Annotated in this window: 18 protein-coding genes; 11 read left to right on the top strand and 7 right to left on the bottom strand. The window is 65.1% G+C overall.

The genetic code is table 11. The annotated features are described in order from the left end of the window. Nucleotides 1-2: 2 nt before the first annotated feature. From GGR39_RS09000 to GGR39_RS08975, 6 genes are all read left to right on the top strand, one after another. Complete coding sequence (locus GGR39_RS09000) at nucleotides 3-899, top strand: XrtA system polysaccharide deacetylase (RefSeq protein ID WP_183616802.1); 897 nt, start codon at nucleotides 3-5, stop codon at nucleotides 897-899. Beyond that, a complete protein-coding gene (locus tag GGR39_RS08995) occupies nucleotides 896-1,975 on the top strand; it encodes a FemAB family XrtA/PEP-CTERM system-associated protein (protein ID WP_183616801.1) in 1,080 nt (359 codons plus the stop codon). Before GGR39_RS09000 ends, GGR39_RS08995 begins: the two co-directional genes overlap by 4 nt. Then, nucleotides 1,976-3,217 (top strand): TIGR03087 family PEP-CTERM/XrtA system glycosyltransferase, encoded by a 1,242-nt coding sequence (locus GGR39_RS08990; RefSeq protein ID WP_183616800.1) that lies wholly within the window; start codon nucleotides 1,976-1,978, stop codon nucleotides 3,215-3,217. It abuts the gene before it with no gap. Further along, nucleotides 3,207-4,766, top strand: coding sequence for an exosortase A (gene xrtA, locus GGR39_RS08985; protein WP_183616799.1), 1,560 nt, complete (start codon nucleotides 3,207-3,209; stop codon nucleotides 4,764-4,766). The genes GGR39_RS08990 and xrtA overlap by 11 nt, the downstream gene beginning before the upstream one ends. A gap of 5 nt (nucleotides 4,767-4,771) precedes the next feature. Further along, nucleotides 4,772-6,682 carry an XrtA/PEP-CTERM system amidotransferase gene (locus GGR39_RS08980; RefSeq protein ID WP_183616798.1) on the top strand — a complete coding sequence of 637 codons (1,911 nt, stop codon included), beginning with the start codon at nucleotides 4,772-4,774 and terminating at the stop codon, nucleotides 6,680-6,682. A 234-nt stretch (nucleotides 6,683-6,916) separates the two neighbouring features. Then, nucleotides 6,917-9,214: an EAL domain-containing protein gene (locus GGR39_RS08975; RefSeq protein WP_183616797.1), complete on the top strand. Its 2,298-nt coding sequence runs from the start codon at nucleotides 6,917-6,919 to the stop codon at nucleotides 9,212-9,214. Between the two features lie 350 nt (nucleotides 9,215-9,564). Here the strand turns inward: GGR39_RS08975 and zapE are convergent, their stop codons facing one another. Genes zapE through GGR39_RS08960 form a run of 3 tightly spaced genes read right to left on the bottom strand, consistent with a single transcriptional unit; the run spans nucleotide 9,565 to nucleotide 11,964 of the window. After that, nucleotides 9,565-10,680 (bottom strand): cell division protein ZapE, encoded by a 1,116-nt coding sequence (gene zapE, locus GGR39_RS08970; protein ID WP_183616796.1) that lies wholly within the window; start codon nucleotides 10,678-10,680, stop codon nucleotides 9,565-9,567. Then, complete coding sequence (locus GGR39_RS08965) at nucleotides 10,677-11,135, bottom strand: PaaI family thioesterase (protein ID WP_058735986.1); 459 nt, start codon at nucleotides 11,133-11,135, stop codon at nucleotides 10,677-10,679. Before GGR39_RS08965 ends, zapE begins: the two co-directional genes overlap by 4 nt. A 46-nt stretch (nucleotides 11,136-11,181) precedes the next feature. Beyond that, nucleotides 11,182-11,964 carry a succinate dehydrogenase iron-sulfur subunit gene (locus GGR39_RS08960; RefSeq protein WP_058735987.1) on the bottom strand — a complete coding sequence of 261 codons (783 nt, stop codon included), beginning with the start codon at nucleotides 11,962-11,964 and terminating at the stop codon, nucleotides 11,182-11,184. Between the two features lie 193 nt (nucleotides 11,965-12,157). Between GGR39_RS08960 and GGR39_RS08955 the strand changes: the two genes are divergently transcribed. Together GGR39_RS08955 and GGR39_RS08950 are read left to right on the top strand one after the other, a co-directional pair. Then, nucleotides 12,158-12,877, top strand: a complete 720-nt coding sequence (locus GGR39_RS08955; protein WP_183616795.1) for an SDR family NAD(P)-dependent oxidoreductase — start codon at nucleotides 12,158-12,160, stop codon at nucleotides 12,875-12,877. An 89-nt stretch (nucleotides 12,878-12,966) separates the two neighbouring features. Then, complete coding sequence (locus GGR39_RS08950; RefSeq protein WP_183616794.1) at nucleotides 12,967-14,115, top strand: acyltransferase family protein; 1,149 nt, start codon at nucleotides 12,967-12,969, stop codon at nucleotides 14,113-14,115. A 59-nt stretch (nucleotides 14,116-14,174) separates the two neighbouring features. Here GGR39_RS08950 and GGR39_RS08945 read toward each other — a convergent pair whose 3' ends face one another. Further along, the gene (locus GGR39_RS08945; RefSeq protein ID WP_183616793.1) at nucleotides 14,175-16,937 is read right to left on the bottom strand and encodes an Rne/Rng family ribonuclease; all 2,763 of its coding nucleotides are present in this window, start codon (nucleotides 16,935-16,937) and stop codon (nucleotides 14,175-14,177) included. A gap of 110 nt (nucleotides 16,938-17,047) precedes the next feature. On the opposite strand from GGR39_RS08945, the gene GGR39_RS08940 reads away from it, so the two are divergent. From GGR39_RS08940 to GGR39_RS08930, 3 genes are all read left to right on the top strand, one after another. Continuing rightward, nucleotides 17,048-17,293: a hypothetical protein gene (locus GGR39_RS08940; protein ID WP_183616792.1), complete on the top strand. Its 246-nt coding sequence runs from the start codon at nucleotides 17,048-17,050 to the stop codon at nucleotides 17,291-17,293. A 266-nt stretch (nucleotides 17,294-17,559) separates the two neighbouring features. Further along, nucleotides 17,560-18,393: an N-acetylmuramoyl-L-alanine amidase family protein gene (locus GGR39_RS08935; protein WP_183616791.1), complete on the top strand. Its 834-nt coding sequence runs from the start codon at nucleotides 17,560-17,562 to the stop codon at nucleotides 18,391-18,393. A 49-nt stretch (nucleotides 18,394-18,442) separates the two neighbouring features. After that, nucleotides 18,443-20,974: a penicillin-binding protein 1A gene (locus GGR39_RS08930; protein WP_183616790.1), complete on the top strand. Its 2,532-nt coding sequence runs from the start codon at nucleotides 18,443-18,445 to the stop codon at nucleotides 20,972-20,974. 375 nt (nucleotides 20,975-21,349) lie between these two features. Here GGR39_RS08930 and GGR39_RS08925 read toward each other — a convergent pair whose 3' ends face one another. The 3 genes from GGR39_RS08925 to rplO all read right to left on the bottom strand — a co-directional run bounded on the left by GGR39_RS08925 (nucleotide 21,350) and on the right by rplO (nucleotide 24,144). After that, on the bottom strand, nucleotides 21,350-21,997 hold the full coding sequence (locus GGR39_RS08925) for an adenylate kinase (protein ID WP_183616789.1): 648 nt from the start codon (nucleotides 21,995-21,997) through the stop codon (nucleotides 21,350-21,352). Nucleotides 21,998-22,044: 47 nt separating this feature from the next. Continuing rightward, nucleotides 22,045-23,412 (bottom strand): preprotein translocase subunit SecY, encoded by a 1,368-nt coding sequence (gene secY / locus GGR39_RS08920; RefSeq protein ID WP_183616788.1) that lies wholly within the window; start codon nucleotides 23,410-23,412, stop codon nucleotides 22,045-22,047. A gap of 192 nt (nucleotides 23,413-23,604) precedes the next feature. Then, nucleotides 23,605-24,144 (bottom strand): 50S ribosomal protein L15, encoded by a 540-nt coding sequence (gene rplO, locus GGR39_RS08915; protein ID WP_183616787.1) that lies wholly within the window; start codon nucleotides 24,142-24,144, stop codon nucleotides 23,605-23,607. Nucleotides 24,145-24,326: the final 182 nt, after the last annotated feature.

The following is a 24,326-nucleotide window of genomic DNA, read 5'->3' as shown; positions in this document are numbered from 1 at the left end:
CGATGTCATCGCGTGCCCCAGCGGGTGGTCCAGTGGGTGGTGCAGTCATCAACGGCCTGTCGGTCGATGTCGAGGACTGGTTTCAGGTCGGCGCGTTCGAGACGGTGATCAAGCGTGAGGACTGGGAAGGCCTGAAGAGCCGGGTCGAGCACAATTGCGACGCTATCCTGGCGCTGTTCGACGATGCGGGCGTCAAAGGCACGTTCTTCACGCTGGGCTGGGTGGCGCAGCGCCATCCCGCGCTGATCCGCCGCATCGTGGCGCAGGGTCATGAGATCGCCAGCCACGGCTGGGATCACCAGCGCGTGTTCCGCATGGACCGCGCCACGTTCGGGCAGGACTTGGCGGTCAGCCGCCGCGCGATCGAGGATGCGGCGGGCGAGGCGGTGACCGGCTATCGCGCGCCCAGCTTCTCGATCGACGCCCGCACCCCTTGGGCGCATGAGGAACTGGCGGCGCAAGGCTATGCCTATTCCTCCAGCGTCGCGCCGATCGCGCACGATCACTACGGCTGGCGCGAAGCGCCGCGCTTCGCTTTCCACCCGGTTGCCGGGCACGATTTCGTGGAGATTCCGGTGACGACCGCCATGCTTGCCGGGCGGCGCCTGGCGGCGGGCGGCGGTGGCTTCTTCCGCGTGCTGCCCTATGCGTTCTCGCGCTGGGCGATCCGGCAAGTGAACGGCGAAGGGCGACCCGCCGTGTTCTATTTCCACCCTTGGGAAATCGATCCCGATCAGCCCCGTGTTGAGAATGCCCCGATGCGCTCGCGCCTGCGCCATTATACCAACCTTGATGTCATGGCCGCCAAGCTGCGCCATCTGGTCGGCGATTTCGCGTGGGGCCGCATGGATGCGATCGCGGTGCGCGAGGCGTCACACGCGGTGGCGCTGGCGGCATGAACGCCCCCTTCGCGCCTGTCCGGACCACAGTGCGGCTGGCGGACCTGCGCGATCCCGACGAACGCGGCGCGATCGAACGCTATGTGGCCGGTCATCCGCAAGGCACGCCGTTTCACCTGCCCGCCTGGATCGCGGCGGTGGAGCGGGGCACCGGCAACAAGGCGCTGGTACTGTTGGCAGAGCGAGGTGCAGGCGCGATCATCGGCCTGCTCCCCTTGAACGAAATTCACTCGCCGATCTTCGGTCGCCTACTCGCTTCCACCGGTTTTGCCGTCGACGGCGGCCTGCTCCTTTCGGACGGCGAGGACGGCACCGCGCTTCTGGCTGCGGCGGAGAGCCTGGCGCAAAGCCATTCCTGCCCCACCATCGAGCTGCGCGGTGGGCCTGTCAGCGATGCGCGGCAGGGCTGGGCGCTGCGCACGCAATCGCACTGTGGCTTCGTCCGCCCGCTTGCCACCGATGACGATGTGCAGTTGACCGCCATCCCGCGCAAGCAACGCGCCGAAGTGCGCAAGAGCCTTGCCAATGATTTCGCCGTGACAGTGGGCACGGCACCTGAAGATCGCGCTGCGCACTACGCCGTCTATGCCGAGAGCGTGCGCAACCTGGGCACCCCGGTGTTTCCCCGCGCGCTGTTCGAAGCGGTGCTGGATGGCTTTGGCGATGCGGTGGACATCCTGACCGTGCGCCATGAAGGGCGGCCCGTCGCCAGTGTGCTCTCGCTTTACTGGCGCGGCGCGGTGATGCCCTATTGGGGCGGCGGCACCTGGGACGCGCGACGCCTGCGCGCCAACGATCGGATGTATTACGAGCTGATGCTCCACGCGCGGCGGCGCGGGTGCGACCGGTTCGACTTCGGACGCTCCAAGACCAACAGCGGCGCTTATCACTTCAAGCGCAACTGGGGGTTCGAGCCCGAGCCGCTGAGCTATGCGGTGTGGACCGCGCCCGGCAGTGACACGCGCGATGCCGATCCCACCAGCGCCAAGCACCGGGCACAGATTGCGCTGTGGCAAAAGCTGCCGCTGCCTGTCGCCAACCGGCTGGGGCCATGGATCGCGCGGGGATTGGGCTGAGTGTCCGAAATCCTGTTCATCGCGCACCGCATCCCGTTTCCACCGGATCGCGGCGACAAGATCCGCTCGCACCACGTCTTGAAGCATCTGGCGGCGCGCGCGCCGGTCCACGTCGCCACGTTCGCCGATGATGCGCTGGACTTCGCCGCCGAGCCGGAACTGGCGGCGATGGCGGCAAGCCACTGCCTGGTGCGCCGCTCTAAGCCGCTGCCGCTGGCCGCCGCCGAGGCGATGGTGACCGGCCAGCCTATCAGCCTGACGGCGTTTCGTTCAGGCACGCTGGCACGTTATGTCTGCAAGATATTGGCGACGCGCCCGATCTCCACGATCTACGTCTTCTCGGGCCAGATGGGGCAGTATGTGCCGGAGAATTTCCGGGGCCGTCTCATCGCCGATTTCGTCGATGTGGATTCGGCCAAGTTTCAGGCTTACGCTGCGCGCGATGGCGGGGTGAAGGGCTGGGCTCAGCAGCGCGAGGCGCGGCTGTTGCAGGCGGAAGAAGGGCGTTTTGCCGCCCAGGCTGACACCAACCTGCTGATCAGCGACGCGGAAGCCGCGCTGTTTCGCGCTCGATTGCCTGCGCCTTATCCTCCCGCCGCCGGGGTGGACGTGCGCACCTTGGGCAACGGCATCGATAGCGATACTTTCGATCCCGCCCGGGTCGAAGCCGAACCGCAGCTGGCCCGGTTCACCGGCCCGCGCCTGATCTTCACCGGGCAGATGGACTATGCGCCCAACATCGATGCCTGCCTGCGCGCGGCGCAGCGGCTGCTCCCGCGCATCCGGGCGGTGCATCCAGACGCAAGCTTGCACATCGTCGGCCGCAATCCCGCGCCCGCGCTGACGGCCTTGTCCGGTCGGCACGGCGTCCATGTCTGGGGCCGCGTCCCCGATGTCCGCCCGTGGCTCGCCGGTTGCGACCTGGCGCTGGTGCCGCTGGAGATCGCGCGCGGCGTGCAGAACAAGGTGCTGGAGGCGATGGCCATGGCGCTGCCGGTGGTGCTTTCGCCAGAAGCTGCGACCGGCATCCCGGCGCAAGACGGCACCGAATGGCTGCAAGGCGCAGATGATGACGCGCTAGTCGCGGCTTGCCTGAAGCTGCTGGAAAACCGCAATGCCGCTGCCGCCATGGGCGAAGCCGCTCGCCGGTTCGTCGTGGAAAAGGCCAGCTGGCCTGCTGCGCTCGCCCCGCTCGATTCGTTGCTGGGCGTGGCAGCGGGAAACGCACGCGATGCGGCCTGAAGCCTTGCCGGCCCCGCCGCGCGCCTGGCAGGCCCTGTCTCCCGCGTGGCGCACCGCCGTGCTGCGCTTGGCCCTGGCCACGCTGTCCCTGATGATCCTTTTCGCCGCCGATTGCGCGGCGATGGTGCGGCAGTGGTGGGATATCTCCACTTACAACCACATCCTGCTGGTGCCGGCGATCATCGGCTGGCTGGTTTGGCAGCGGCGTGTGGAAATCGCCAAGCTGGAGCCGGCGCTATGGTGGCCGGGGCTGATCCCTTTCGCGGGGGCGGCGCTGATCTGGCTGTCGGGTGCGATCTCCGGCTTAGACCTGACGCGCCAAGCGGGCGTCGTCGCGCTCGGCGCGTCGCTGGTGCCGCTGCTGATGGGGCCGCGCGTCACCGCCGGGCTGCTGTTTCCTTTGTTCTACATGGTGTTCCTGATCCCGTGCGGAGAGGAACTGGTGACACTGCTGCAGACCATAACCGCGCATATCACCATCGCACTGGTTCACCTGAGCGGCATTCCGGCGCAGGTTGACGGCGTGTTCATCACCACGCCTGCCGGACTGTTCGAAGTGGCGGAGGCTTGCTCGGGCGTGAAGTTCCTGATCGCGATGATCGCGTTCGGCACGCTGATGGCGAACGTCTGCTTCGTCAGCAATCGGAGGCGCGCGGCGCTGATGGTGGCCTGCGTGGTCGTGCCGATTATCGCCAACGGCATCCGCGCCTGGGGCACGATCTTCGCCGCCCAGTTCGTCGGAGCAGCCGCCGCTGCCGGGTTCGACCATATCGTCTATGGCTGGGTGTTCTTCGCGGTCGTGATCGGCGTGATCGTTGCGGTTTCGTGGCGCTTCTTCGACCGGCCAGTCGACGATCCGATGATCGACGCCGCCGCGATTGAGGCAACACCGTGGCTGACCCGGCTGAGCGCGCTGCGCACCGGCCCCTGGGTGATCGTCCTCGCTGTGGCGATCCTGGCCGCCGTGCAGGGCTGGGCTCACGCGGCGGACCGGTTGGCCGCGCCGCTGCCGCCCGCCATCGATCTTCCCGCCGTTCCGGGCTGGACCCGGGTCGATTATGAGCCCCTCATCTGGTGGCAGCCGCGCGCGGGCGGGGCCGATCACCGCCTCCTCGGCTCTTATGCCGACGCATCGGGCCGGCGGGTCGACGTGTTCGTCGCGCTTTACGCCAGCCAGCGCGACGGGGCGGAAGCGGGCGGCTATGGCCAGGGCGCGCTGATGCCGCAAAGCGACTGGTCCTGGCAGGCCAGCGCCGCGCCCATCGCCGGCGGCCATGGCGAGCGTCTGCTGGGCGCGGGCCGTGTCGCGCGAGAGGCGCAGACCTGGTATCGCAGCGGTGATCTGCTGTCGGGCAGCAACGCCCGCCTCAAGCTCGCCACGATGCGCGATCGCATGACGCTGCAGGCCCGGCCCACCATGGTGCTGATCCTGTCCGCCGAAGACCGCCCCGCGCAATCTGCCGCCGGTGCGATCCGCGCCTTCGTATCCGCTGCCGGTCCGCTGGGTCCATGGATGGATCGGCTCGGCGGCATGAACCAGGGGCGCTGACGGCCATGTGCGGTATTGCCGGTCTTTTCCATCTGAACGACGCCCGCCCGATGGACCCGGCGCGGCTGGAGCGGATGTGCGACGCCATCGCCCATCGCGGTCCGGACGGGCAGGGCGTCTGGACCGCGCCGGGTGTCGCGCTGGGCCATCGCCGCCTCTCGATCATCGACGTCGCAGGGTCGCCGCAGCCGATGGCTTCGGCCGATGGCCGAGCGATGCTCGTTTTCAACGGCGAGATCTACAATTTCCGCGAGCTGCGGGAAGAACTGCGCGCGTCCGGGGCGCGGTTCCGCACCGACGGCGATAGCGAAGTGATCCTGGCCGCCTGGGAGAAGTGGGGGCCGGATTGCCTATCGCGGCTGCACGGCATGTTCGCCTTCGCGATCTACGATCTGGAAGCGCGCACCCTGTTCCTCGCGCGCGATCGGCTGGGCGTGAAGCCCTTGTTCCTGGCGACGCTGAGCGATGGCACGCTGGCGTTCGCTTCTGAACTGAAGGCGCTGCTGGCCCATCCGCTGCTGGACCGAACCATCGATCCGCTGGCGGTGGAGGACTACCTCGCCTGGGGCTACGTGCCCGATACCCGCTCGATGCTGAAAGGCGTGAGCAAGCTGGCCGCCGGGCATTCGCTGCTGGTCGAACGCGGCAAGCCGATGCCCGCCGCGCGCCAGTGGTGGGATATCTCCTTTGCCGAACGCCGCAAGGGCAAAGAGCAGGATCTGGAGGCGGAACTGCTGCACCTGCTGCGCCAGGCGGTGACTTCGCGCATGGTGGCGGACGTGCCGCTGGGCGCATTCCTGTCGGGCGGGGTGGACAGCTCCAGCGTCGTCGCGCTGATGGCCGAGGCGAGCGGCCAGCCGGTCAAGACATGCTCGATCGGCTTCGACGTAGCCGCGCTGGACGAAAGCGCCTACGCTCGCCGTATCGCCGAACAATTCCGCACCGATCACCGGGCGCGGCTGGTTTCGCCCGATGATTTCCAGGCGGTCGATGCCCTGGCCGCCATGTTCGACGAACCTTTCGCCGATGCCTCCGCTTTGCCGACATGGCGCGTGTGCCAATTGGCGCGCGAAACGGTGACTGTGGCACTGTCCGGCGATGGCGCGGACGAGGCGTTTGCCGGATATCGCCGCCATTTGTTCCAGCATGGCGAGGACCGCCTGCGCGCGTTCTTGCCGGCGGCCTTGCGCGGCCCCGTGTTCGGCGCCCTGGGTGCGATCTACCCCAAGGCGGACTGGGCGCCGCGCCCGTTACGGGCCAAGACGACGCTGCTCTCGCTGGCGGGGGATAGCGCAGAGGGCTACGCGCGCGCCATCGGCGTGACGCCGCCCGAGCACCGCGCCAGGCTCTACTCGCCCGACTTCCAGCGGTTGCGCGGTGATTATCGCGCCGAATGGCTGATGCTGGAGACGATGCGCAACGCTCCCGCGCGTTCCGGGCTGGATCAGGCGCAATATGCCGACCTGAAGATATGGCTGCCGGGCGATATCCTGACCAAGGTCGATCGCACCAGCATGGCCGTGGGCCTGGAGGCGCGCGAGCCGCTGCTCGATCACCGCCTGCTGGAATTCGCCGCGACCCTGCCGGAAAACCTGCGCATACGAGGCCAGCAGGGCAAGTGGCTGATGAAGCACGCGATGCGTGGCCACCTGCCCGAAGACATCCTGTTCCGCCAGAAGCAGGGCTTCGTCACGCCGATCGAATCGTGGTTTCGCGGGCCGCTCGCGGGTGCGGCGCACGATATCGCCGATAGCACGACCCTAGGCCAGACGGGCTGGTTTGATGCCGGAAGGGTTCGCGCGCTTGCACAAGATCATGTCGCGGGACGTGCCAACAACGCACGGATATTATGGCAATTGCTGATGCTGGACCGGTCTCTGAGCCGTCTTTCGCAGGCGCCGGCAACGAAGGTTTAACCCTCGCATCGCCCGTGTGCCGCCACCTCCGGCGGCTGAGACCGGCACCATTAACTAAACGCTATCTTAGGACATTGGCCCTAGGACGGCTGAGGTAGCCTCAGCGCAGAGCGTCATGACGATAACTGGTCGCCTTACATCTTGTCCGACAACGAACGGACCCCGGAGCTCTGCTCCTGGTGCGGACGTGTGCACTCGGGCCACCTGTCGGCCACAGCCAGTCAGGCGGGGTGCATGACCTCTCCCATCGTGAAAATGCAGGAAATCTGGCAGAACCGCCGCTGGCGCATCGCGCTCTCGGCGTTGCTGCTGGGCGTCTTCTTCGGCACGATCGGCCGCGCCTTGCCGCTGGAAGACATCTTCATCGTGGCCCGCACCAAGCTGCGGTATGAAAAAGCCGATGGGTCAATCGTCATCGTCAAGATCGACGACAAGACACTGGGCGAAATTCACGACAACGACGTGAACCCGGGCCTGGATGCCAAGGTCGTCGAAAACCTGATGAAGGCTGGCGCGAAAGAGGTCTTCTTCGACCGGACATACCCATTCTCGGCGCAGACGCGTGGCTCCGCCGACCTGAGCGGTACGCTCAAACGCTATCCCGAGCGGGTTTATTTTGGTGTAGCGCGGAAGCTGTCATCGCAGGGCGGCAGCTCGCTCAACATGATCCCGGATCGCGCGTTCCTGCAATCGTCGCGGCTGGTATCCCTAGCAGTTCTCGCGCAGACGCTGAACATGGCATACAGCTTTCCGTATTCGTCGGACAGCGTGGTCGGCAAATTGCCTTCGCTAGCGGCCGCGATGGCGGGGCTGGGTGAGATAAGGGAGGGCTTTTTCCGACCCGATTTCGCAATCGATTACAAGACGATACCGTCGATCAGCTACTACGACGTCCTGGAAGGCAAGTTCGATCCACGTCAGGTCGCCGGCCGCAAGATGGTCGTGGGTTGGACCGCCTCGACAACGGAATACAAGCCCCTGCCGCTCGGCGGATTTGTACCCGCTGTGTACTTCCACGTGATCGCCGCGCATACGTTGCAGCGAGGAGCCGCGCTCCCGCTCGGTTGGCTTCCCGCGTTCCTGGTCGTCGCGCTGCTGATCGTGACCGGGGTGGGCCGCGGCCGTTCGATCGCGCCGTTGCGCTTGGCCGGCCTGGGTATCGTCCTGCTGATCCTGCCCGTCGTTCTGGACAGGTTCGGTGTGGAGCTCGAAGTCGTTCCAGCCGCGATCATGGCAATCTACGCGACTTGGCGGGCCCGGACTCTCGACAAGTTCCGCGATGTCAGCGAAACAAACGCCGCGTCCGGCCTGCCCAGCTTTCAAGCGCTTCGCGGTCAGGATGGAACGTCGTCAGGCTTGCTGGTCGCCCTCAAGATTCGCAACTATGCCGGGATAGTCCGTAGCTTCGAGGGGCGGATCGAAGGCGATCTGGCAGGCGAAATCCAGCGCCGCATTCGGATCAGTGAGCCCGATGTAATCGTCTATCACGAAGGCGGCATGTTTGCCTGGCTTTCGAACCTGACGGACATCGTCGAACTGTTCGAAAACCTCGAGGGGCTTCATCGCATCGTCCAGAACGGCATCGTCATCGGCGAAACCGAGGTCGACGTCGGCTTCAACTGCGGCGTCGACTCAAATCGCGGCAATGGCTTGGGCAATCGCCTGGCAAACGCAATTCAGTCAGCGGAAGAAGCGGTCCGTTCGGACGAGCTGGTCTGCCATCACGACGATGCCGGTGGCGAAGTGCATTGGGAAATCTCCCTCCTCACCTCGCTCGACCGCGCAATCGATAATGGCGAGGTCTGGGTGGCCTTCCAGCCCAAGCTCGATCTGGCGACGAATCGAATCATCGGAGCCGAGGCGCTGGCGCGTTGGTCGCATCCAGAGCGGGGACCGATAAGCCCAGAGAAGTTCATCGGCATTGCCGAGGAATATCACCGGATCGAGCGGATCACCCGCTTCGTGCTCGACAAGGCTGTGCGAGCGGCTGCCACCCTGGTCCGCGACGGTCATGACTTCTCGGTGTCGGTCAACATCTCCGCGCAGCTGCTACGTAACCCGCGTCTGCCCAGGATGATCGCCGAGACCTTGGCCGCTCATGATCTGCCGGCACGGCATCTGACGCTGGAGATCACCGAGACCGATCGACTCGATCGCTCGGCTAAAACCTTGCAGATGATGGAAGAATTGGTTGCTGCGGGCCTGCGCTTATCGATTGACGACTTTGGTACCGGCAACGCTACGATCGATTACTTGCGCTACCTGCCCGCAGCGGAGGTGAAAATCGACAAGGTGTTCATCCGCGATGTGGACACGAATACTGGCGATCATTTGCTGGTGCAGTCGATCATTGAGATGGCGCACTCGCTTGGTCGTGAAGTTGTCGCTGAAGGCGTTGAAACCGCAGTGGCCATGGCCGTGCTGAAAAGCCTGCAATGCGATCAAGTTCAGGGGTACTACGTAGGCAGACCTGTGCCATTTCGAGATTTTGTCACGCAACTGCAGGACACGCGCACCCGGTCTTCTGGTTAATTAAACGTTGCTGCCACTTTAAGGTTTTGGTAACCCTATGCCCATCGCAGAAAACTGCGAGTGGCAAACCATGGGGTCTGAAACATGTTCTGGGGCTGGCAGAACTTCTGATCTAGTTCTTCGATATCGGCGAGTTGTTGCGCTGTACGTCGAAGAGCTAGGAAAAACATCGGCGATCCCAACAACTAAAGGATCGTAGCTATTTCTGACACTTAACTGTGTCGGGTGGGCGTCGCGGGCGTAAGCTCGAGGCGCCTTCAATGTTTTTGGATAGCGCAATAGTCGGCATACGCAGCTCATCGTGGTTCTACCCACGATTTGTCTCAGCTATGTGGATCAAATGGTGCGAATCAGTCTTCGCCGTGGCCGAGCGCCAGATACTCGGCACTCTGCATTTCATTAAGCCGGCTTACCGTTCGCTCAAATTCGAAGCGGCCGTTGCCCGCCTGGTAAAGGTCTTCCGGCTCGGCATCGGCGGCGGCGATCAGCTTCACCTTATTTTCGTACAAAGCGTCGATCAGCGTCACGAAGCGCGCGGCCTCGTTGCGCATGTCGGGGCCCATCTTGGGAATGCCGACGATGATCACCGTGTGGTACGTGCGGGCAATCGCCAGGTAGTCGGCGGCCCCGCGCGGTTCACCACATAGGCGCTTGAAGCTGAAAACGCCCACGCCCTTCAAACTTTTGGGAACGTGCAGCTTTCGTCCACCGCCCAGATCGAGATCGGTGGACGGCACATGGTCGGCATCTTCGGGCGGGTAGTCGGTCAGGCGATAGAACGCTTCGCGCGTCTGTTCGGTCGCCGGATCGCCAAGGGGGGTGTGCCAGGTGTCCATGCCGCCCAATCGCTGCAGCCGATAGTCGGTCGGCCCATCCAGCGTCATGACATCGAGATCGCCCTCGATCAGCGCTATGAACGGCAGGAAGTGCTCGCGATTGAGCCCGTCTTTATAGAGCTGCGATGGCGCGCGGTTCGAGGTGGTGACGATCGTCACCTGCTCGTCGCGGATCAGGGCGGTGAACAGCCTGCTCATGATCATCGCATCGGCGGAGTTGTTCACCACCATCTCGTCAAAGGCGAGGCAGCGCAGGTTGCGGCCGATCGTAGCGGCGACGGGGAGGATGGGGTCGCCCGCTTCCTTCTTGCGCTCTTCGCGCAGCAGCGCGTGTACTTCCAGCATGAAGGCATGGAAGTGGACGCGGCGTTTTTCGGTGATGGCCAGCGTCTGGTGGAACAAGTCCATCAGCATCGACTTGCCCCGGCCGACGCCGCCCCACATGTACACGCCGCGCGGCGAGTGCGCCTTGCGCCGCATCAGCCGCCCGATCAACCCGATCGCGGCATCGCCTTTTTCCAGTTCGCGCTGCAATTGTTCCAGGCGCTCGGCGGCGGCGGCCTGGTCCGGGTCCACCCGCAGTTCACCCGTCGCGACCAGCGCCTCGTATCGATCGAGGACCCCGGTCATTTCCGAGGCAGCTTGCGCACGGTGCCCATGAAGCTGGCGGTCGTGGCGCCGTCCTGTTCCACGGTGCCACGCAGGAACACCAGCCGGCCGGTCTCCTTCATCACCTCGCACACGGCATCGACCGGCATGCCTATCCGCGCGGCGCCGATGAATTGCGTGTTCACATCAAGGGTGACTGCACTGGCCGCATCGGCATTCAGGAGGAAATGAACAGCGGCGAAAAAGCTGATGTCGATCAGTGAGAGCGTGACCCCGCCATGGAGATTGCCATGAGCGTTTCCGTGATGCCGCGCCGTCTCCAGCATACGGACGCGTACCGTCCGATCGCTTTCCGTCCGGGCGATCAACTGACCCATGACGGCCCCGTTGAATAGCTCCGGGTCGGTGATCGACCAGGTCAGCCAGCCTGGATGATCCGGCACGGGATCGCAAATGAAGCCCTGGTAATCGCTCATCGTCCGTTGGTCTTTCGCCTTGGCCGGTCGCGAACCGGGCTCAAGATCAGACCTGGCGTTCCGCCTGCATCTTTTTGATCTCGGCGATGGCGCGCGCAGGGCTGAGACCCTTGGGGCACACGTTGGCGCAATTCATGATCGTGTGGCAGCGATAGAGGCGGAAGGGATCTTCCAGCTCGTCCAGACGCTCACCCGTCATTTCATCGCGGCTGTCGGCCAGCCAGCGATAGGCCTGCAACAGGATCGCCGGGCCGAGGAACTTGTCCGAATTCCACCAGTAGCTGGGGCATGATGTGGAGCAGCAGGCACACAGGATGCACTCATAGAGGCCGTCCAGCTTCTCACGCTGTTCCGGGCTCTGCAGCCGCTCCTTGCCCGAAGGCGTGGTGGAAACGGTCTGCAGCCAGGGACGGATCGAGGCGTACTGCGCGTAGAAGTGCGTGAAATCAGGAACAAGGTCCTTGATGACTTCCATGTGCGGCAGCGGCGTGATGCGCACTTCACCCTTGAGGTCTTCGATCGCGGTGGTGCAGGCCAGGCCATTGCGGCCGTTCATGTTCATCGCGCACGAACCGCAGATACCTTCACGGCAAGAACGACGGAAAGTGAGCGTTGGGTCCTGCTCGCTCTTCATCTTGATGAGCGCGTCCAGAACCATCGGGCCGCAGTTATCGAGGTCGATCTCGAACGTATCGTACCGGGGGTTTTCGCCGCTATCGGGATCATAGCGATAGACGGTGAATTTCTTGACCTTCGTCGCACCCTCAGCCTTGTGGACGTTGCCACGCTTCTTGATCTTGCTGTTGGCCGGGAGGGTGAACTGCGCCATCGACGTTTCCTGTGATCTTGCAATGCGGCATTCACCGCGATTGTCCCTCCATCTAGCGAAAGTTCGGGCGGGGGCAAGGGTAGAGATGGTGCATGTTCTGCAAGGGCAATTGCATCGCGTCGGTAATGGATACCCGCCCGGCATGAGCTTACGGGCACTTCTCTGCCGAAGCGGGCTCGGTTAGCGCATCCATATGACCAAGAAGACGGCCTGTGTGTTCGGAGCCAGCGGTGGGATCGGCGCGGCGCTGGTGGCGCAACTTGCGGCGCGAGACGATATCGCGATCGTCCACGCTGGCGCGCGCCGGCAGGTGGATGGCGGCGCGAAGGTGCGACCGTTCCGCTTCGACTTGCTGGACGAGGCCTCTATACAGGACGCGGCGCAGGGCATGGCGGACAACCCGCCGGACCTGGTGATCGTGGCCACCGGCGTCCTGGCGTTCGAGGGCGGGGCAGGGCCGGAAAAGTCCCTGAAAGCGATCGATCCTGCGGCCATGGCGCAGATGTTGGCGGTCAACACCATTGGTCCCGCAGTGATCGCCAAGCACATGCTGCCGTTGCTGCCGCGCGATCACCGGGGTGTGTTCGCGGCGCTGTCGGCGCGCGTCGGATCGATCGGCGACAACCGCCTGGGCGGGTGGCACAGCTACCGGGCATCGAAGGCGGCGCTCAACATGCTGCTGCGAAATTTCGCCATAGAGCTGCGGCGCACGCACAAGGAGGCGATCGTGGTCGGCCTGCACCCCGGCACCGTGGACACCGCGCTCTCGCATCCTTTTCAGCGCAACGTGCCAGAGGGACAACTGACCACGCCGCAACAGGCGGCCACCAACCTGCTGTCGGTGATCGACGGCCTGACGGCGGCGCAGAGCGGCGACGTGTTCGCCTGGGATGGTGAGCCGATTCCTTTCTGACGCTGATGCCGCCGGTGGGAGCCGGATCGTCTATCCTGAGTTCACATTCGCACACCGATACACCGGCCATGCCGTGTACGAGGAGGCGAATGGCACCGCAGAACGACCACCAGCGTGAGCATTTCTGGGACGGCCTGCGCGCGTTCCTGATGCTGCTAGGTATCCCTTATCACGTGGCGCTGTCCTACCAGCCGGGTCAGGACTTCATCGTGCACTCGGGCGAGGGTGTGGCCGGATTTCCCGAATTTGCCGAGGTGATCCACTTGTTCCGGATGCCGGCTTTCTTCGTGATCGCGGGCTACTTCGCCTTGCTGCTGCTGGCGCGGCGAGAGCCGACGGCATGGCTGAAGGGCCGCTATATCAGGCTCGGAGTGCCGTTCCTGACCTGCCTGGTCACGCTGATTCCGCTGATGAATCTGGCGTGCGAGCTTTCGAACCTGCCGTGGCCGGAGGCGCTGCGCTCATGGCGGGAAAACTCGCTGACCTCGGGCGGGTATTGGGTGCGGCACTTGTGGTTCATCGTGATCCTGCTCTACTTTTCGACCGCCAGCGCTCTGCTGGCACGACGCTTCCCCTGGGTGCGCCACGGCCTGGTCCCACCCCGCTGGGACGCGGCCTGCGCTCGGCGATTCCTGCTGACATTGACGCTGCTGGGCGTGCTGGTCGGCGCCTGGGAAGCGCTGGCGGTGGAGGCGTTCTACAAGGCGGGCCTGGCGACGATGCTGCCCCAGCAGATCCTGCGGCTGGACGAGGTGATCATGTTCGCGCCGTGGTTCTTGCTGGGGTGCCTGCTAGTCCGCGCGCCGATGATGCGGGAGCGAATGCAGCGGTTCTCGTGGCCGATCGCCCTAACTGGGCTTGGGACGACGACGCTTTGGCTGATGGTCCATAAGGACGTCATGCCCATGACCGAACGGTTCATCGGCACGATGGCGGCGCTGGCGATCACGCAGGCGCTGATCGCGGTGGCATCGACGCTGCTCAATCGGCCGATGCCCGCGGTTAGGCGGCTGACCGACGCGTCTTTCGTGATCTACCTGTTTCACTTGCCGCTGATCGCGGTGCTGGTGTGGCTGGCGCAGCCGCTGCCGGTGCCGGCGCTGCTGAAGGCGCTGGGAATCACGGCGATGTCGTTCGGGCTGTCTTATGGGGTATGGTTCGCCACTGCCCGCGTGCGTTCCATGGCGCTTTTGTTTGACGGTATCGTGCTCAAGCCCGGCCAGCCGCAGCCCGCATAAAAAAACACCCCCCGGCGTGAGCCAGGGGGTGCGTTCAGTCCGTAGTGCTCAAGGCGGTGTCAGGCGCCGAACGTGCGCTGCCACCACCCGCGGCGTGGCTTGCCGTCCGGACCGTCGATATCACCCGAAGCCGCGTCGTCGGCGTCGGCCTGCTGAGGCTCGGCGGGCTTGGGCGAGGCAGCCTCGGCGGCGACCTCCACCGGTGCGGCGGCAGCGACAGCAGCCTTGGTGCGGCGCGTGCGCTTGGGCTTGGCCGGAGCTTCAACCTCGGCTTCGGCAGCCGGGGCGTCCTTCGCGGCTTGCGCAGCAGCGGCTTCAGCTTCGATGTCAGCCTTCTTGCGACGCGTGCGCTTGGGCTTGGCAGGCGCTTCGGCCTCGGCCTCGGCAGGCGCGGCCGGAGCTTCCTTCGCAGCTTGCGCAGCAGCGGCCTCAGCCTCGATGTCGGCCTTCTTGCGACGGGTGCGCTTGGGCTTGGCCGGGGGAGCTTCCGCCTCGGCCTCCACAGGCGCTTCCACCGCTACCGGCGCTTCCTCGACAGCGGCAGGAGCCTCGGCAGCTTCCGGCTCGGCCGAAGCCTCGCCATTGGCGGCTTCTTGCGTCTCGCCTTCGTCACCGGCGCGATCGCGACCGCCACGACGGCGACGACCACCACGGCGGCGGCGCTTGCGCGGACCATCACCGTCCTCGGACGCTTCGGCATCGGTCGCGGCGACGGCGGCATCCGCAGCTTCGGCGCTTTCGCTCGCTTCGGTGCTTTCGCCTTCCTCGGCGTCCGCATCATCCGAACCGGCTTCGGCTTCACCCTCGGCGCTTTCGTCACCCCGGTCACGATTGCGGCCACGGCGACGCTTGCGGCGCTTGCGGCGGCCACCATCGTCACCTTCGCCGCGCGGCTCGCGTTCCTGCTCCTCGGCGGCTTCTTCCTCTTCCTCCTCCTCGATCGGATAGTCGTCCTCGACATCCTCGGCGATCGGATCGAAGCGCGGCACAAACTCGTTGCGCGGGCCAGACGAGATCACGCGCATTTTCGCGCCTTCGTTCTCGCCTTCGGGGATCACTTCGACAGACACGCCATAGCGATGCTCAATGTCGCCCAGATCGGCGCGCTTGGCGTTGAGGAGGTAGATCGCCGCCTCGCTGCTGGCGAACAGCGAGATCACGATGCCGCGGCCCTTCGCCGCTTCGTCCTCGATCAGGCGCAATGCCGAGAGACCGGCGGAGCTGGCGGTGCGGACCAGGCCGGTGCCGTCGCAGTGCGGGCAGCCGCGCGTGGTAGCTTCCAGAACGCCGGTGCGCAGGCGCTGGCGGCTCATTTCCATCAAGCCGAAGCTGGAGATGCGGCCCACCTGAATGCGCGCGCGATCGTTGCGCAGCGCGTCCTTCATCGCCTTTTCGACCTTACGGACGTTGGAGCCATACTCCATGTCGATGAAGTCGATCACGACCAGGCCGGCCATGTCGCGCAAGCGCAACTGGCGGGCGATCTCATGCGCGGCTTCGAGGTTGGTGTTCACCGCCGTCGCCTCGATGCCGTACTCCTTGGTGGAGCGGCCCGAGTTGATGTCGATCGAAACCAGCGCCTCGGTCGGGTTGATGACAATGTAGCCACCCGAGCGCAGCTGTACGACCGGATCGTACATCGCGGTCAGCTGATCCTCGGCACCATAGCGTTGGAACAAGGGAACCGGGTCGGAGTAAGGCTTCACCTTGCGCCCGTGCGTGGGCATCAGCAGCTTCATGAAGTCCTTGGCGGCGCGATAGCCGTCCTCACCCTCGACCACGATCTCTTCGATATCGCGGTTGTAGATGTCGCGGATGGCGCGCTTGATCAGATCGCTGTCCGAATGGATCAGCGCCGGGGCGCTGGACCGCATCGTCGTTTCGCGAAGCTCGTCCCACAAGCGGGCGAGGTAATCGAAGTCACGCTTGATCTCGGTCTTGGTGCGCTGCAGGCCGGCGGTGCGCACGATGCAGCCCATGGAGCGGGGCAGGTCCAACTCGGCGATGATCGACTTCAGGCGCTTGCGATCGCTGGACGAGCTGATCTTGCGGCTGATACCGCCGCCGTGGCTGGAATTGGGCATCAGCACGCAGTAGCGACCGGCCAGGCTGAGGTAGGTGGTCAGCGCCGCGCCCTTGTTGCCGCGCTCTTCCTTGACGACCTGCACCAACAGCACCTGGCGGCGCTGGATCACGTCCTGGATCTTGTAGCGGCGGCGCAGCGCCATGCGCTTGGCGCGCAGCTCGTCCGCTTCCTTGGAGCGGCCACCGCCGCCGTTGCGGCCCTGGCCCTGGCGACGGCCCCGGCCGCGACGGTGCGAGCGCTCGTCAGACGAGCCTTCCTCAGCCGTATCGTGGTCCGAATCGTCCTCGTCGCCGCCGTCTTCCTCGCCGTCCTCGATCGTGGCGACTTCGTCCTTCTCGGACGTGTCGACCTCGGTCACACCGCCATCGCCGAACTCGTCATGATCGTCGGAGCCGTGATCGTCCTCATCGTCGGACTCGCTGGCGCGCAGCGCGGCTTCTTCCTCGGCGTGCGCGGCTTCTTCGGCCAGCAGCGCCTCACGGTCTTCCTTGGGGATCTGGTAATAATCGGGATGGATTTCGCTGAAGGCCAGGAAGCCATGGCGATTGCCGCCGAAATCGACGAACGCCGCCTGCAGCGACGGTTCTACCCGCGTGACTTTCGCAAGATAGATATTGCCCTTTATCTGCTTCCGGTCGGCCGACTCGAAGTCGAACTCTTCAATCCTGTTGCCCGTGAGGACCGCCACCCGTGTTTCTTCCGGGTGGCGCGCATCGATCAGCATGCGCGTTGCCATTATGTATTCTCCAGACACGCCGCGGCGATGCTCTGAGGCCAAGGGCTCCAGAGTGTGCGGGGGCGCGATTTTGTTCGAAGGTGCCGCGGCGTCGGGCGAAAGGCCCGGACATGGCGCGCCAGCCGACGGTGCGGCTGTGGCGCTGTGGCGCGGCAAGGTGGGTAATCCCGGAGCAGAACGCTCCGTATGCGGATATCGTGTCTGCAAACCCGAGAATGCGCGGCGCGATTGGCGGCGCTGCAAGCGGCGTCCGTTCCGCCCATGCCCGTTCGGGCATCGGCTGGCAGGACGGCAGTTGCATTCTCATTGTTCGCGTCAACCTGTGCGGACACCGGAAACGAATTCTCCGGTGGTGACGACCGGGTTCTGACAAGAGCCGGCGCATCTTCGGGAGCCATCTAGGGCTTCCTTCCCGATAATGCGAGGTTCGAAGCCGTCAGAGCCCCGGATGGGTCTGGCCTAGCATCTGTGCCCTTGGGGGGCAAGGTCCGGACGAAAGCCGAGGTGAAGCTTAGCGCCGCTATGGTTATCAAAATCTTGCCGGCTTCCTTAGGGGGCATTGCCGGGGCGGGGCGGGGCACCTAGTCATCGCCCGGTGACGTTCCGCCGGCTTCTGATCGCAATGCTCCTCCTGTTGCCCTCGGCGACACTGGCGGCCATCGTCTTCGGCCCGCTGCTGGCGCGCGGCGGGCGGGATTACGTCGTCCGGATCGCGCTGCCGCCGGTGAACCAGCCGCGCGATCTGCCGACCATAGCCGGCCCGCAAGATGCCAGCCGGCCACTGGTGGTGCTCGATCCCGGGCATGGCGGCTTCGATCCCGGGGCCGGGGCGGGTGCGGTGAAGGAAAAGGCGGTGGCCCTGGCGATCGCCCTGGAAATCCGCAACCGCCTGCTGGAAGGCGGCGGCATCCGCGTGGCGATGACGCGCGAGGACGACCGTTTCATTCCCTTGGCCGACCGCCCGGCGATCGCCCGAGATCTGGGCGCGGACCTGTTCGTGTCCATCCATGCCGACAGCGCGCAGTCCGACGGGGCGCGGGGGGCAAGCGTCTATATCCTTTCCGATCGCGGCTCGACCGAAGCTGCCGCCCGTTTCGCCGCGCGGGAAAACCGCGCCGACACGATCAACGGCGTCCCGCTTTCGCAGACCAGCGACGCGGTGGGCGCGATCCTTCTCGACCTGTCGCAGCGCGAGGCCCAGGCGGGATCGGTGGGCGCGGCGCAGCTGTTCTTGCGTGAGATACAAGGCAAGGTGCCCTTGCACTACGATACCGTCGAATCCGCCGCGCTGGCCGTTCTCAAGGCGCCGGACGTGCCCTCGCTCCTGTTCGAGACCGGCTACATCAGCAACGCAGAGGATACCGGCTACCTCGAATCCGCCGAAGGGCGGCGCGTGATCGCCGATGCCGCGGCCCAGGCCATCCGCACCTATTTCGCTCGCCAGGCCGGGACCTGATCGTGACCGCTGGCCTTGCGGGAAAGCCCCGTGCTAGAGGACCCGCGCAATGAGTGATCAGGTCGAACCCGGAGCTGACCCAGACGCTGGGGATGTCACCTATCGTATCCGCCGTGAAGGCGGCGGCGTGTTCCGTTCCGCCGTCGCGGCGTGGAAGCGGCGGCCCTGGCTGCGGCGCTTCGCCTATGTCTGCCTGGCGGGCTTGCTGGGGCTGGGCGTGTTCTGGGTGATCCTGACCAAGGACCTGCCTTCCACGGACAAGTTGGCCGATTACCAGCCGCCATTGCCCACCATGGTGCGCGGCATCGATGGCCAGATCGTCTATAGCTACGCCCGCGAACGCCGGGTGCAGCTGCGCTTCGTGGACTTTCCGCGCCCCCTGATCGACGCTTATCTGGCGGCGGAGGACAAGACCTTCTGGACGCACGGCGGCGTCGACTACACGGGCTTGGCCGGTGCGGTGGTGGACTATGCCAGCAAGTTCGGGTCCGGCTCCCGCGCCAGGGGCGGCTCTACGATCACGCAGCAGGTCGCCAAGAACATCCTCATCGGCGACGAATATTCCGTCACGCGCAAGCTGAAGGAAATGATCGTCGCCCGCCGTATCGAATCGGTGCTGACCAAGCAGCAGATCCTAGAGCTTTACCTCAACGAGATCCCGCTAGGCCGGCAGAGCTTCGGCGTGCAGGCGGCGGCCCGTGCCTATTTCGACAAGGACGTGGACCAGCTGGACCTGCATGAGGCGGCGTTCCTGGCGATCCTGCCCAAGGCGCCCGAGCGCTATGGGCGCGCCAAGTTCCTGGACATGGCGATCGCCCGCCGCAACTACGTGCTGGATCAGATGGTCGCCAACGGCTGGGCCACGCCCGCCGCCGCCGCGGAAGCCAAGGCGATGCCGCTGGGATTGAAGCCCCGCCGTGCCGAGCGCTACGATCCCTCGATCGGCTACTTCATCGAGGAAACGCGCCGCCGCCTGATCGGCCGCTTCGGCGAGAATGCCGAGGATGGCCCGCTAAGCGTCTATTCCGGTGGTCTGTGGGTGCGAACCTCGCTCGACACGGGGCTGCAGGGGCCGGTGCGTGACGCGTTGCGCGCCGGTTTGCTGCGCTATCACGGCAATCGCGGCTGGGTGGGGCCGCTCGCCCATTTCGACGACATGGACACCTGGCAGACGCAGTTGATCGTCGCCAACCTGTCCATCGACTATAACGACTGGCGGATCGGCGTCATCATCTCGCGCAGCGGCAGCAGCGGCCAGATCGGCTTCAGCGATGGCAGCGTGGCGGAACTGACCGGCATTCCGGACAAGGCGCGCGTGGGTGACGTGCTGGCCGCGGCGCCGGTGCGGTCCGGCACGTACGCCGTCCGCTCCATCCCCGAAGTCTCGGGCGGCATGATGATCGAGGAGCCTTCTACCGGGCGCATCCTGGCGATGCAGGGCGGGTTCGACAGTGGCCTGGGCTCCTTCAACCGCGCCACCCAGGCAGAGCGCCAGCCGGGCTCCACCATCAAGCCCTTCGTCTACGCCACCGGCCTGATGTACGGGATGACCCCGGCCACGCAGGTGCTGGACGGTACGTTCTGCGTCTATCAAGGCGCGGCGCTGGGCAACAAATGCTTCCGCAACTTCGGCGGCGGCGGCGGCGGCACTCACACCATGCGCTGGGGCCTGGAGCAATCGCGCAACCTGATGACCGTGCGCATCGCCAATGACACCGGCATGAGCCGCGTGGTCAAGACGTTCCACAACGTCGGCATCGGTGATTACAAGCCCTACCTCTCCTTCGCGCTGGGCGCGGGCGAGACCACGGTCAACCGCATGGTCAATGCCTATTCGGCCCTGGCAAACAACGGCGTGCAGTTCCCCGCCTCGGTCATCGACTACGTGCAGGACCGCAACGGCAAGGTGGTGTGGCGTGGCGACGATCGCCGCTGCATGAGCTGCAACATGGCCGAGTGGGACGGAAAGCCGATGCCGCGCATCCCGCGGCGCGGCAAGCAGGTGCTGGACCCGGACACTGCGTACCAGACCGTCCACATGCTGGAAGGCGTGGTCACGCGCGGCACCGCCGTGACGCTGCGAGACCTGGGCTTGCCACTGTTCGGCAAGACCGGCACCACCAGCGGCCCGACGGACGTGTGGTTCGTGGGCGGATCGCAGCAATATGTGGCGGGCGTTTACCTGGGGTACGACAACCCGCGCTCGTTGGGCGGCTATGCCCAGGGCGGCCGCATCGCCGCGCCGATCTTCAAGCAGGTGGTGACCGCCACCAAGGATCGCTGGAGCCGCCAGCCGTTCGTCGCCCCCGCCGGCATCCGCATGGTCCGGATCGACCGCGTCAGCGGCAAGCAGGTGATGGGCGCGGAGCCGTCGGACGATCCCAAGGCCGCGATCATCTGGGAGGCGTTCAAGCCCGACACCGAGCCCAAGCGCTACACCGCGCAGGACGAATTCACCCGCAAGCGTGACGCCCTGGTGGCGGAGATCCGGGCGGCCCGCGCCGATCGCATCGCCCCGCCCCGCGCGGACACCGGCAGCGCGCCGGCAGACTTCGTGCAGGAGCAGGGCGGGCTTTACTAAGCCCGCAAGCCGGGACGCGGGGCGGTCGGCGCACTCGTACTGCACGTTGCATTCGCCTGGCTGAGGCGGCGGCGTACGCTCGGTCTATCGTCCCCGTTATTGTCTATCCCACCTCCGTTCGTGTCGAGCGAAGTCGAGACACCTCTCACGCAGCGCGGCGGTGTCTCGACTACGCTCGACACGAACGCAGGGTGGCTCAGGGGCGCACTTGCGCCAGGGTGCCACAGCAAGGTCTTAGCGAAGGGCTGCCGGGCAAAAGAAAAGGCCCCAGTGCGATCCCGCACGAGGCCTTTTCTTTTCACGTTCAATCGATTTGTAATGATCGATTGCGAACAGCTGGGAGCCTTAACCTAGCCCAGCCATTCGCGGTATCACTCAACCGTTCAGTGCCGTCTCGATGGCTGCAGTCACGTCATCCATCTCGGCCATGCCGTCTACGCGGGTCACGATGCCGCGTTGCTCGTAGATCGGCAGGATCGGCGCGGTCTTGGCGCGATATTCGGCGAGGCGGGTGCGCACGGTCTCGGCGTTGTCGTCCGGACGGCGCTTGAATTCATGGCCGCCGCACTTGTCGCACGTGCCCTCGGTCTTGGGCTTCTCGAAGCTGTCGTGGTAGCCCTTGCCGCACGAGGCGCAGGTAAAGCGCCCGGTGATGCGCTCTACCAGCGCTTCCTCGTCGACGCCCAGTTCGATGACGTGATCCAGCTTGCGGCCGCGCTGCGCCAGAATGCCGTCCAGCGATTCGGCCTGGGCTGCGGTGCGCGGGTAGCCATCGAAGATCGCGCCGGTCTGCGGGCCCATCGCATCCAGCTCTTCGCCGATGAGGCCCGATACGATTTCGTCCGAGACCAATTCACCGCGATCCATCACCGCCTTGGCTTGCAAGCCGATCGGCGTGCCGGCCTTCACCGCGGCGCGCAGCATGTCTCCGGTGGAGAGCTGGCGCATGCCCCGGCTTTCAACCAGGCGCTGCGCTTGTGTACCTTTGCCTGCGCCCGGAGGCCCCAACAGGATGATGTTCACGTATCCCCCCTTTGCAACTCTTCACGGGCGAGGCCCGGGCGGCGCGCTTAGCGCAACCGGCCCTTCAGCTTCGCCTTCTTGATCAGATCGCCATACTGGTGCGCCAGCAGGTGCGACTGGATCTGCGTAATCGTATCGACGGTGACGTTGACGACGATCAGCAGGCTGGTGCCGCCCATGAACAGCAAAGGCAAGCCGGTTTGCGACAGGAAGTACTCAGGCAACACACAAACGATAGTTAGGTACCCGGCACCGATCACGGTGATGCGCGTCAGCACGTAGTCCAGGTAGGTCGCGGTGTTCTTGCCCGGGCGGATGCCGGGGATGAAGCCGCCGTTCTTCTTCAGGTTTTCAGAGGTTTCCTCAGGATTGAAGACGACTGCGGTGTAGAAGAAGCAGAAGAAAATGATGCCCGCCGCATACAGCGCCATGTAGAGCGGCTTGCCGTGGCCGAGATACTGGTTGAGCGAAACGACCAGCTGGCCCGCGGTCGATTCGGGTGAAAGCGACTTGCCGGCGAACTGGGTGATCGTCAGCGGCAGCAGCAGCAGCGAGCTGGCAAAGATCGGCGGGATCACACCAGCGGTGTTGATCTTCAGCGGCAGGTGGCTGCGATCCGCCTGCATCATGCCGCGCTGCGTGGCACGCTTGGGATACTGGATCAGCAGCCGGCGCTGGGCGCGCTCCATGAAGCAGATGAACAGGATCATCGCCACCACCAGCACCACCAGCAGGATGATCGTGATCGATCCGGTGTCTCCGGCCGAATACTGGTTCATCACGTTGCTGGCGAACGTGGGCATCTGGGCGACGATGCCCGACATGATGATCAGCGAAACGCCGTTTCCGATGCCGCGCGACGTGATCTGTTCGCCTAGCCACAGCAGGAACATGGTGCCGCCGATCAGGCTGATCACCGCGCCCATGCGAAACATGAGGCCGGGATCGACCACGGCCTGCAGGCCGCTGGAGGCGCCGTAGGCCTCAAGCCCCTGGGCCACGAAATAACCCTGGATGCCGCACAGCAGTACCGCGCCATAGCGAGTATACTGGTTCAGCTTCTTGCGGCCGGCTTCGCCTTCCTTCTTCAGCGCCATCAGCGCCGGGTGAAGCGAAGCGGCCAGCTGCACCACGATGGACGCGGTGATGTAGGGCATCACGCCAAGCGCAATCAGGCTCATGCGCTCAAGCCCGCCGCCGGAAAAGGCGTTGAACATGTCGAGAATGCCGCCGCGCGTCTGCTCGTAGAGCGACTGCAGGACCAGCGGGTTGACGCCAGGAAGCGGCACGAAGCTGAGGAAGCGGAAGATGATCAGGGCACCGACGGTGAACCAGATGCGCTTCTTGAGCTCGGTGGCCTTGGAGAAGTTGGCCAGGCTGAGCGTGCTGGCGATATTGTCGGCGCGTGATGCCATCGGAAAGGGGGAGCCTTAAACTATGCGGGTCGCCCAAGGTTCTTCAGGCGGCTGCCGGGCATCCATATCGTGGGCCGGCGCGCTTGTCGAACCCAGCGGGTCTGAGACGGCGCATATAGTCGTCTCGCCGGCCGCGACAATCCCGGTGCGGCGCCTTCCCACGGAAAGCACCGCACCGATCATGGTATGATCTTAGGCCTTGGCTGCCTTGGCAGCCTTGGCGGCGTTCTTGCCGCGCGGCTTGTCGGCATACTTGCCGGTCACGACCTTGGGTTCGGGCAGGGCGATCGAGCCGCCTGCCTTTTCGATCGCCTCGCGCGCACCGGCGCTGACGCCGGCGACCGAGAACGCGACCTTGGCGGTCAGCTCACCCTTGCCGAGAAGGCGCACGCCATCGGTGCCGCCACGAGCCAGGCCAGCGGCCTTGAGCGCGGCGTGATCGACGGTGCCCGAGATGTCGAGCTTGCCCGCGTCGATCGCCTTCTGGACGAGGCCGAGGTTGACCTCGGCATAATCCTTGGCGAACGCCTTGTTGCTGAAGCCGCGCTTAGGAATACGCATGTGGAGCGGCATCTGGCCGCCCTCGAAGCCGTTGACCGAAACGCCCGAACGCGCCTTGGCACCCTTCTGGCCGCGGCCAGAGGTCTTGCCCTTGCCCGAGCCGATACCACGGCCCACGCGGATGCGGCGATGACGGGCGCCGGCGTTATCCCGAATGTCGTTCAGATTCATAGTGTGCACTCGCTTTCGCTTTTGTCGCGCTGATGGAAGCGGCGGCCCTTAGGGGAAAGCGAGGGGGATGTCATCCCTCTAATAACCTGAGTGTTTGACATTTACACTCGTCATCCCGGGCTTGACCCGGGATGACGCTCTTTTCTGCGAGCATCGCCAAGGCAGCGGGGCCCCGGATCAAG

Source organism: Novosphingobium fluoreni, from assembly GCF_014196615.1.
GTDB classification, from domain to species: Bacteria; Pseudomonadota; Alphaproteobacteria; order Sphingomonadales; family Sphingomonadaceae; genus Novosphingobium; species Novosphingobium fluoreni.
The sequence above is the reverse complement of the archived record's forward strand: the minus strand, read 5'-3'. Positions and strand labels throughout refer to the sequence as shown.